The following is an 11,216-nucleotide window of genomic DNA, read 5'->3' on the forward strand; positions in this document are numbered from 1 at the left end:
GTGGGAGAGTATGTCGCCGCCTTTTTTTATAAAACCCTATTCATTTATTTGGATAGGGTTTTTTGTTTTATACTTATAGGCGAACTCAAGTTCGCGTACCTGACTGCCGGCAGGCAGGCCTAAAGCCCACTGGCTTCCTCCTCTTAATATCAAATGCCGGGGCTCACCCCTGCCCGCCGGCAGGCAGGTCTTCCCATTCCGAACAGAGCAGTTAAGCCCGATTGCGCAGATGGTACTGCAGTTATGTGGGAGAGTATGTCGCCGCCCTGCCTACCGGCAGGCAGGCTTTTTTTTATAAAACCCTGTTCTAACGAACGGGGTTTTTTGTTTTACAGCGGGTTGCCCTTCGACATCCCGATAGCTATCGGGACAGGGTGACAGTATTGTTGTTGCGATTGTATTTTCTGCAGTGACGAGATATCTACTTGCAGTGAGGAGTTTTCTTTTTGCAGTGGCGAGATATCTAGTTGAAGTGACGAGAAATCTAGTTGCAGTGAGGAGTTTTCTTTTTGCAGTAGCAAGATATCTAATTGCAGTAGGGAGTTTTCTTTTTGCAGTGAGGAGAAATCTAATTGCAGTGAGGGTTTTTCTTTTTGCAGTAGCAAGATATCTAATAGCAGTGATGAGATATCTAGTTGCAGTAGAGAGTTTTCTAATTGCAAGGGCTGGATATCTAAATGATGAAGGGAGTTTTCTTTTTGCAGTTACTTGCGTGAGGGATAGGAGAGGCTACCATGTAGCCCGGATAGCCCGACCCGAAGGGGCACGCCCAAATTATATAGTTTTCAAATCATATTGACACTCATTTTGAATAGGACACAGTGGGCATTTCGGATTGGTAGGTCTACAAGTTTCTCTTCCTAAAAAGGATATTGCCATGCCGATTTCTCCCCAAATTTCTCTTGGAAGTGCTTCCATCAATTGCTTCTCAACTTTATTTCCGTCTTTGGCTTCTTGAATGACACCAATTCTGGGTGCAACACGAATTACGTGTAAGTCGGCAATAATCCCTTCGGCCGATACTTTCATTTCTCGCATAATCACATTGGCTGATTTTCTGCCAATGCCTTTTAAAGCAATTAATTCAGGTAAATTGGTTGGGATATTACTGTCGGTTTTTAACGTTTGTGCGATTTCGATTAGCCAATTCGATTTGGTGTTAAAGTTTCGAACTTTACTTACTAATGGAAATAAACTATCAAATGAAGCCGTTGATAAAGCCTCTAAATTCGGGTATTCTTTAAACAATGTCGGTGCAATTTTGTTAATATTAGCATCAGAATCCTGCGCCGACAAAATCACCATAACCATCAATTGGTATAGATTTTCGTAATCTAACGGATGTTTTTTGTCTTTATATAAATCTATAATGGGCTGTAATTTTGCAGCCCAATCGGTGGTTTCAAATAAACTCATAACTTATGCTTTTAAAAATTCTTTGATGTGATTAATTACTATTTCATTCCCTAATATTTTTCGATGACCTAAATGTTCGGTAATCATTAGCTCACTATTTTCAAGGTGTTTATCAATATTATGAGCGGCTTTTACATTAACATCGTGGTCATTTTGGTCATGAATTACCAATATAGGAATCTTAACTTCTTGAGCTGCTTCATGAGCAGAATAATTTTCCATAGATTCACCAAACTTACTTTCAAAATGTTGTTTCAACATTCCGGCAATTTTAGGATTCAGGTTCAATTTAGCTACAAAATCATCCAAAATGTCTTCAATAATATCGCCACTTCCAATAGTTACCGCTTTTTTAACCTTAAAACCTTGTTTTATTGCATTCAAAATCGACATCCCACCAAGCGAGTGACCAATCGCAAATTTAAAAGGACCATGTTGTTTTTCAATTTCCAAAATAGAAGCAATAAACTCGGTCATAATCGTTGTTCTTCCTTCTGATTTGCCATGAGCCGGAGCATCAAAACTTACGATTTGGTAACCTAATTTTACTAATTCATCCGCAATTTTAACCAATTGTGTGCCTCGTCCTGACCAACCGTGAACCAATAATATTTTTTTTTCTCCTTCACCATATTCATAAACGGTGACTTCTTTTTTGAGACCGGGAACCAACAATCTGCTTTGCCTACTATTTTGCTCCATATGGAGTTCTCTCTTGGGAATTTTGTGTTTTATAGGTGTCGTAAATAATTTAGCAGCAAAGAGTGTGACTAGTTTTGGAGAAATTGCCTCTAATAATTTAGCTGTAAAGAGAATTGGCTTAGGAATTTGCAATGATTGGTTGCTTATTGGGGATTTTTTTGTCATTTCAATAATTTTTTTGGCTGACCAAAAGTTAAAATAATTTTTTTTAAATTTCAACATCATAAATATAAGTCAAAATGCAAAATCAAACCCGAATAATTATTGAAAATGTAACGCCTCAATTAGACGGAGGTGCTTTTTATATCAAGCGAATTGTTGGACAAACGGTTATCGTAAAAGCCAATGTTTTTGCCGATGGCCATGACGTCATTGCTTGCTGTGTAAAATACAAACACGAAAAGGATAAAAAATGGCAAGAGGTAAGATTGAAAGCATTGGGCAATGATGAATGGACCGCTCAATTCAAAGTAGAAAAACAAGGTCACTATAGTTATTTCGTAGAAGGTTGGGTTGATTATGCGCTAAATTGGCAACACGGTACCGAAAGAAAAATCCAAGACAACCAACACGTAAAATCAGAATTACTCGAAGGCGCCGAATATTGTCAAGCGATTTTAAAAGAAGTGACGGCAGCCGAGAAGACTTATTTAACATCCGCAATCAAAGCTTTCCAAGACGAAAAACAATACGACAAAGCCGCAGCAATTGCCCTATCCAAAGAATTACACCACATCTTCGAAAAATACCCAACCCGAACTTTAGCCAATACTTCGGCAGAATTAAAAATTTATGTAGATAGAAAAAAAGCTTTGTTCAGTACTTGGTACGAATTTTTCCCACGCTCAGCATCACAAGAAAAAGACAAACACGGTACGTTTAAAGACTGTGAAAAATTATTGCCAAGAGTTTCAGCAATGGGATTTGATACGTTATATTTTCCGCCGATTCATCCGATTGGAGAAGTTAACCGTAAAGGAAAAAATAACGCAACCAACGCCCAACCCGGAGATGTAGGTTCGCCTTGGGGAATTGGTTCTCAATATGGCGGACACAAATCAACACATCCGGATTTAGGAACGATTGACGAATTCAAGTCCTTAGTAAAAGCCGCAAGAAGTTTGGGAATTGAAGTCGCTATGGATTATGCCTTGCAAGCCGCACCGGATCATCCGTATGTAAAGGATTTTCCACAGTGGTTCAAATGGCGTCCGGACGGGACAGTACAATATGCCGAAAATCCACCCAAAAAATACCAAGATATTCAACCGATTTACTTTGAAAGCGGTGATTGGAAAAACCTTTGGAAGGAGTTACTCGACGTAGCTTTGTTCTGGGTGGAAGAATGTGATGTCAAAGTTTTCAGAGTCGATAATCCACACACAAAGCCATTTTATTTTTGGGGTTGGTTAATTGCCGAAATCAAGAAAAAACATCCCGATGTGCTCTTTTTAGCGGAAGCTTTTACGGCTCCAAAAGTAATGCATGAGTTGGCCAAACAAGGTTTCTCGCAATCCTATACTTATTTCACTTGGCGCAATACCAAAGCCGAACTAATCGAATACGTTGAAGAATTAACCAAAACCAACCAAGCCGATTTCTATCGACCAAACTTCTGGCCGAACACTCCGGATATTTTGCCTTATGCTTTACAAAGCGGCAACGAAAGTGTGTACCTTCACAAATATTTCTTGGCGGCTACTTTGAGTTCCAGCGTTGGGATTTACGGTCCGGCCTATGAATACATGGTTTCCGAAGCGATGCCGGGCAAAGAAGAATATTTCAATTCAGAGAAATACGAAGTCTACCATTGGGATTGGACCGTGCAAAACAAGTTGATTACGTTGATTACAAGATTAAACCGAATTCGTCACGAACAACCTTCACTGCAGCAAACGAACAACATTCAGTTTTGCAATACCGATAACGATCAAGTTTTAGCCTATTACAAATATGACGATTCGCGATTAGACGAAACGCTGATGATTTGCAGTCTCGATCCTTATTATGCTAAGCAAACATGGATTCAATTGCCTTTACAAGCTTTGGGTGTTCAGCCGGGGCAAACCATTAAAGTAGTCGATTTGATTACCGGTAACAGTTATTTTTGGGACAAAGAATGGAACTTCGTAGAATTGCATCCGGCATTACCATTTCATTTATTTAAAATTATGAAGTAATGGATACTAAAATTAATGAAGATGAATTTATCAATCCTTATGTTTTTAAAACGGATTGGAAAACTGCCTTTGAGGACGAAGAATTTATAAAAGTGTTTTCTTCGGATATTTTGGAAAACTATATTATCAACAAACGATGGTATGGCGGAAAAGCCAGCACGCTAAAGTATATCGAAGTCGTGGATTGGTTCAAAATTACCTCTAAGAAAAATACCTATTATGGGGTTTTATTGGAAGTGAATTTTAAAGAGGCTTTTTACCAACATTATTTCATGCCGATTTCCTTCATGTCTGAAGAAGAATTGGATACCAATACCATCATAGCACCGGTAAAAATGGGCGGTCAAGAAGGATTTTTAGTCGATGCCCTACACCAAGAAGATTTCCGAAAATTATTATTTGACAGAATAGTGACTTCCGCCGGAAAAGACGAAAAAGTCAAATTCCACAAAGGCGAAAAACTCGAAGACAAAGAATACAAATCGTCTAAATTCATGGGCGTAGAACAAAGCAATACTTCCATTATTTACAACGGAACTTTGGTACTCAAAATCTTTCGAAGAATCTACATCAGCATGAATCCCGATTACGAAATTAGCCGTTTCCTAACCGAAACGATGGATTTCCAACATTCGCCAGCCTACACCGGAAGCATCAGTGTAGTTTTATCCGAGGGGAATATCACTTTGGGTTTAATGCAAGAATTGGTGCCGAATCAAGGCGATGCTTGGCAGTTTATGTTAGAAGAAGTTGATCGGATTTTCGACAACCTCAAACACAAAAAAATCAAGATTGCCAAATTGCCCGATATCGAATTGTTCAAGCGCTTAAAAATAAATGAAGTGCCACACGAAATCATCGATTGGGCAGGATTGAGCATTTTTCTTCGTATTCATACGCTGGCAACGAGAACAGCAGAAATGCATATCGCACTCGGTGGAGACATTCGAGATACAGCTTTTACGCCAACGACTTACAACGGCGATTACACCGTTTGGCTCAAAAACCGTTTGACGTACCAGTTCCAAAACCGATTAAATATTTTAGAAAATAATTTGCACAAACTAGACGGTTTGGCGCTCGAACTCGCCAATCAATTCCTCGACAACAAAAAAGAAATTCGTAAACTGTTTCTCGATTTCGACTGGACTAAAATGAAATCCGAACGCATCCGAATTCATGGTGATTACCATCTGGGACAAGTTTTGGTCAACGGCGACGATTTCTATTTGCTCGATTTTGAAGGCGAACCGGAAAGCACTATTCGCGACCGAAAAGTAAAACAACCGCCGCTGAAAGATGTCGCCGGAATGTTTCGCTCATTTCATTATTCTATTTATGCGACCATTTTCAACAACAAAGACAAATATCCATACGAACAAAAAGAATTGTTCCAAGCAGGCGAAATCTTATTCAAATATTTCGTGGGCGTGTTTTTGCAAACCTACACCGAAGTCGCTCAAGGAGGCAATTTAAATATAGGTTACCGGAAAGAAATCGACTTCCTGCTCAAATATTGCATCCTCGAAAAAGCGGTTTACGAACTCGGCTACGAACTCAACTCCAGACCACGTTGGGCAGTGATTCCATTAACGGGAATTGCCAGCATCATGGAATTTGAAGCGAAAGTGTAGGGCAGTTTCAGGAATGGTAATTCCCGCTGCAACCTGCCTGCCCGCAGGCAGGTCGGGGCTAGATAGGATTTCCTTCGGCAGTCGCTTCGCTCGTGTGAATTGATATAAAATAAAAAGACAGTCGCAAATTCGCGATAAAAATAAAATAACAACATGAACCAAGTACAAGTACATTCGCTTTTTACCGATTTTGACATCGATTTATTCAAAGCCGGAAAACATTTCAGACTCTATGAAAAACTCGGCGCTCACCTCACCGAAGTGAATGGCATAAAAGGCGTTTACTTTGCCGTTTGGGCTCCATCAGCACGTTCGGTTTCCGTCGTAGGCGATTTCAATTATTGGATACAAGGTGAACACCAACTCAACGTACGTTGGGACGCATCAGGCATCTGGGAAGGATTTATTCCCGGTGTTGATAAAGGCACGACCTACAAATACAAAATACAATCCAACAATAACGGTATCATTACCGAAAAAGCTGATCCGTTTGCGCTATACTGCGAGCATCCGCCACAAACTGCCTCAGTCATTTGGGACTTAGACTACAAGTGGAAAGACAAAAAATGGATGGACATGCGCAAAGACAAAAACGGTTTAGACAAACCTTATTCGGTTTACGAAGTGCATTTAGGTTCATGGCGCAGAAACAGTGAAGGCAAGTTCCTAACGTATCTCGAAATGGCTGACCAATTGGTCGCTTACGTCAAAGAAACCGGTTTTACCCACGTCGAATTCATGCCGGTCATGGAATATCCATATGATCCGTCTTGGGGTTATCAGTTGGTGGGTTATTTTGCCCCGACTTCCCGTTTCGGAAAACCACAGGATTTCATGGTTTTGGTCGATAAATTACACCAAGCCGGAATCGGAGTCATCTTGGATTGGGTACCATCGCATTTTCCTGATGATGCACACGGATTAGGATTTTTCGATGGTTCCAACTTATACGAACACCCGGACAGAAGAAAAGGCTACCATCCCGATTGGAAAAGCTTGGTGTTTAATTATGGCCGCAATGAAGTGCGCTCGTTCTTAATCAGTAACGCGATTTTTTGGTTACAACAATACCACGTTGACGGTTTAAGAGTTGATGCTGTAGCTTCGATGTTATACTTAGATTATTCCAGAGAAGAAGGCGAATGGGAACCAAATATTTACGGTGGCAGAGAAAACTTAGACACCATCAGTTTCCTAAAAGATTTCAACGAAGCGGTTTATTCAGCTTTCCCTGATGTGCAAACGATAGCTGAAGAAAGCACCAGTTTTCCAATGGTGTCGCGACCAACATTCATCGGAGGTTTAGGCTTCGGTATGAAATGGATGATGGGCTGGATGCACGATACTTTACAATATTTCAAAAAAGAACCAATCTACAGACGTTTCCACCAAAACGACCTGACTTTCTCAATGACGTATGCGTTTACTGAAAACTTTATGCTACCGTTGTCGCATGACGAAGTTGTGTATGGCAAACATTCCATTTTAGGCAGAATGCCGGGCGATGAATGGCAGAAATTTGCTAATCTTCGTTTGTTGTATGGCTATATGTTTACACATCCGGGCGGAAAATTATTGTTCCAAGGTGCCGAATTCGGGCAAAGCAGCGAATGGAATTTTGAAGGCAGTTTAGATTGGCATTTGTTACAATACGGCTACCATGCTGGCATCAAAAAATGCATCACCGATTTGAATGCGTTATACAAAAGTAATCCGGCGATGTACGAAAAGCAATTCCACGTAGATGGTTTTGAATGGATCAATTATTCCGATAGTGAAAATGCAGTGTTGAGTTATATCCGTAAAGGATTAAACCCAAAAGATGACTTGATTATTGTGGCCAATTTTACTCCGGTAGTAAGACAAAATTACAGAATAGGATTGCCTGCAAAAGGAAAACTAACACAAATTTTCAATTCTGATGCAATTGAATACAACGGAAGCGGTGTCGTTATGACCAAACCAATCAAAATCGACAAAGCCGCATGGAATTACCGAGACTATTCAGCTGAATTGGTTTTGCCACCATTGGGCGTTACCGTTTATAAGATTTCTTAAAAGGTTATTAATTCATTTACTAAACCTGTCAGATTTTTAAAATTTGACAGGTTTAATTATACTATTATCATTCGCAAACGTTGTAGTTAAAAACTACTTAACCCAGATACAAAATTATCGTTGTCATCTTTGTAAATTTGGCACTCGACACAAATACAATCTTATGATTACCAACCAAGAACTTGAATTTAAAGGCGATCAATTCCCTACCAAAATAGTTTCCTTCGAACAAGATGTTGACAGTATTTATTTTAATACCGACAACAATGTAATTTTAAAAATTACCATACTTCGCGACAGTTTAATTCGCTTCCGATACACCACCAAAGGTTACTTTAGCAACGACTTCTCTTATGCTATTGACAAAACGCAATCGCATGGTTACAACCAATTGGAAGTCATAGAAGAACAACAATTTTACCTAATCAAAACCAGCAAAGTTTTTTGTAAAGTCAATAAAAAAGATTTAAAAATCTCCATACACGACATTGACGGTTTTACGATTCTGGAAGACGAAATCGGTTTCCATTGGGAAGAATGTTATGAACATGGCGGGAATATTGTAAAAATGAGTAAGATGTCTAAAGACGGTGAAAGTTTTTACGGTTTGGGCGACAAGCCAACACATTTGAATCTTAAAGGAAAACGAGTTGAAAATTGGGCAACCGACCAATATGCTTTCCACAAAGACCAAGAGCCGCTATACAAAGTAGTGCCGTTTTACATAGGTTTACACCACAATAAAGCTTACGGAATTTTCTTTGACAATACCTTCAGAACTTATTTTGATTTTTGTCATGAACGCAGAAATGTGACCAGTTTTTGGGCAGAAGGTGGAGAAATGAATTATTATTTCTTCTACGGTCCGAAAATGAGTGATGTTGTCATCAATTATACCCATTTAACCGGAAAACCTGAGTTGCCGCCTATGTGGACCTTAGGTTACCACCAATGTAAATGGAGTTATTATCCGGAAAGCAAAGTAAAAGAAGTTACCAGTAAATTCAGAGAACTTAAAATTCCTTGTGATGCGATTTATTTAGACATCGATTATATGGAAGGTTTCCGCTGTTTTACTTGGAGCAAAGAATACTTCCCCGAACCAAAACGAATGGTTGCCGAACTAGCCAAAGACGGTTTTAAAACAGTCGTTATCATTGATCCCGGTATTAAAATCGATAAAGATTATTGGGTTTACCAAGAAGCTTTAGCCAAAGGATATTTTTGCAAACGTGCCGATGGTCCGTTTATGAAAGGAAAAGTTTGGCCGGGCGAATGTAATTTCCCCGATTATACCAATCCCGAAGTAAGAGAATGGTGGGCAGGATTGTTCAAAGAATTGATTTCGGAAATTGGCGTAAAAGGCGTTTGGAATGATATGAATGAACCGGCCGTAATGGACGTTCCCGGAAAAACTTTCCCCAATGACGTTCGCCACGATTACGATGGAAATCCGTGTAGTCACCGAAAAGCACATAACGTTTACGGAACACAAATGGCGCGCGCGACTTATGAAGGCGTAAAACGATTCTCGTATCCGAAGAGACCGTTTATCATTACGCGTTCGGCTTATTCCGGAGCGCAGCGTTATACTTCGTCTTGGACAGGTGATAACGTCGCCAGTTGGGAACATTTATGGATAGCCAATATCCAAATGCAACGCATGTCGATGTCGGGAATGGGCTTTACCGGTTCTGATATTGGTGGGTTTGCCGAGCAACCTTCGGGCGAATTGTATGCACGTTGGATTCAGCTAGGCGTATTCCATCCTTTCTGCAGAACGCACTCTTCGGGCGATCACGGCGAACAAGAACCATGGTCATTTGGAGATGAAGTAATTGATATCACCAGAAAATTTGTGGAATTGCGCTATCAATTGTTACCGTATTTGTACACCATGTTCTGGCAATATGTCAATGAAGGAACACCAATGTTGAAACCTTTAGTGTATTTTGACCAAGACGATTTCCATACGCATTACAGAACGGATGAGTTTATTTTTGGGAACCAAATTTTGGTCTGCCCAATATTAGAACCAAACGCTCAAGGCAGAAGAATGTATTTGCCAAAAGGCAATTGGTACAACTTCTGGACGAATGAATTGGTCGAAGGAAAGAAAGAACTGTGGATTAAAACCAGTTTCGACCAAATTCCGATTTTCATCAAAGAAGGTTCGATTATTCCGAAATATCCGGTACAACAATATGTGGGCGAATTGCAATTTGATGAATTGACTTTGGATGCTTATTACAAAGTGGGCAAAGAAAAATCAACGGTCTATGAAGATGCCCAAGACGGTTATGATTATAACAAAGGTCGTTTTTCATTGAGAACGTTTACACTCAACGGAAAAGACAAAGAATTAATCATTCAACAACATACTGAAGGGACATTTGAAACACAGTATTCCAAATTCAAAATTAACTTAAAAGGATTGCCGTTTAAAGTGAAGAAAATCGAATTGGATAATGAAAAAATAACCCTCGATCAAGTACAACTAAATGGAGATAATTCATTAGTTATAGGCAAAGATTTTACAGAAATACATTTATTTGGGGCGTAAATTATGTAAATTAATAATCCAAATTATATAATCTTTTGGAATATGGATTTAGTAAATTTGTAATTCAAATTAAACAATTATGAAAAAAGGAATTTTATTTTGCGCATTGCTGACTATTATGTTGGTAGCTTCTTGTGCCAAAAATCCGTTTACCGGAAAAAGTACTATGGCTTTGGTGGATAACAGCCAAATTTTCCCGACCGCATTCCAGCAATACGGAACGTTTCTGAAAGAAAACAAAGTATTGGTTGGAACAGCAGATGCCAAAAAAGTAGAAAATGTTGGGATGAAAATCAGATCGGCAGCCGAAAAATGGTTAAATGCCAATGGCTATTCGGATTATTTGAAAGATTACCAATGGGAATATAAATTGGTAGAAAACAAAGAAGTGAACGCATGGTGTATGCCAGGCGGTAAAATTGTAGTTTACTCAGGTATTCTTCCTATTACGCTAGACGAAACAGGATTAGCCACGGTTATGGGTCACGAAGTATCACACGCGCTTGCCAATCATGGTCAGCAACGTATGAGTGCAGGAATGTTACAACAAGCCGGTGCAGCTGGTGTCGCTGTAGCTACAGGAGGAAAAACGGCTGAAACCCAGCAGTTAGCTATGTTGGCCTATTCAGGTGTTTCACAGTTTGGAGCCATGATGCCTTTTAG

At 39.5% G+C, this 11,216-nt stretch carries 8 protein-coding genes; 5 read left to right on the plus strand and 3 right to left on the minus strand.

The genetic code is table 11. The annotated features are described in order from the left end of the window. Positions 1 to 329: 329 nt before the first annotated feature. The 3 genes from ACK4HO_RS12310 to ACK4HO_RS12320 form a co-directional block, all read right to left on the minus strand. Positions 330 to 662 (minus strand): hypothetical protein, encoded by a 333-nt coding sequence (locus tag ACK4HO_RS12310; RefSeq protein ID WP_409666223.1) that lies wholly within the window; start codon positions 660 to 662, stop codon positions 330 to 332. Positions 663 to 774: 112 nt separating this feature from the next. Then, positions 775 to 1,416, minus strand: a complete 642-nt coding sequence (gene nth, locus ACK4HO_RS12315) for an endonuclease III domain-containing protein (protein ID WP_409666225.1) — start codon at positions 1,414 to 1,416, stop codon at positions 775 to 777. 3 nt (positions 1,417 to 1,419) lie between these two features. After that, positions 1,420 to 2,283: an alpha/beta fold hydrolase gene (locus ACK4HO_RS12320; protein ID WP_409666235.1), complete on the minus strand. Its 864-nt coding sequence runs from the start codon at positions 2,281 to 2,283 to the stop codon at positions 1,420 to 1,422. 74 nt (positions 2,284 to 2,357) lie between these two features. On the opposite strand from ACK4HO_RS12320, the gene ACK4HO_RS12325 reads away from it, so the two are divergent. From ACK4HO_RS12325 to ACK4HO_RS12345, 5 genes are all read left to right on the plus strand, one after another. Further along, a complete protein-coding gene (locus ACK4HO_RS12325) occupies positions 2,358 to 4,298 on the plus strand; it encodes an alpha-1,4-glucan--maltose-1-phosphate maltosyltransferase (RefSeq protein ID WP_409666226.1) in 1,941 nt (646 codons plus the stop codon). Further along, complete coding sequence (locus ACK4HO_RS12330) at positions 4,298 to 5,932, plus strand: maltokinase N-terminal cap-like domain-containing protein (protein ID WP_409666228.1); 1,635 nt, start codon at positions 4,298 to 4,300, stop codon at positions 5,930 to 5,932. The genes ACK4HO_RS12325 and ACK4HO_RS12330 overlap by 1 nt, the downstream gene beginning before the upstream one ends. Positions 5,933 to 6,085: 153 nt before the next feature. Beyond that, positions 6,086 to 7,990 (plus strand): 1,4-alpha-glucan branching protein GlgB, encoded by a 1,905-nt coding sequence (gene glgB, locus ACK4HO_RS12335; RefSeq protein ID WP_409666230.1) that lies wholly within the window; start codon positions 6,086 to 6,088, stop codon positions 7,988 to 7,990. Positions 7,991 to 8,153: 163 nt separating this feature from the next. Next, the gene (locus ACK4HO_RS12340) at positions 8,154 to 10,553 is read left to right on the plus strand and encodes a glycoside hydrolase family 31 protein (RefSeq protein WP_409666232.1); all 2,400 of its coding nucleotides are present in this window, start codon (positions 8,154 to 8,156) and stop codon (positions 10,551 to 10,553) included. A 79-nt stretch (positions 10,554 to 10,632) separates the two neighbouring features. Continuing rightward, the coding region (locus ACK4HO_RS12345) for a M48 family metallopeptidase (protein WP_409666234.1) at positions 10,633 to 11,216 on the plus strand (584 nt) is incomplete at its 3' end.

It is taken from the genome of Flavobacterium sp., assembly GCF_046296355.1.
Classification (GTDB): Bacteria; Bacteroidota; Bacteroidia; order Flavobacteriales; family Flavobacteriaceae; genus Flavobacterium.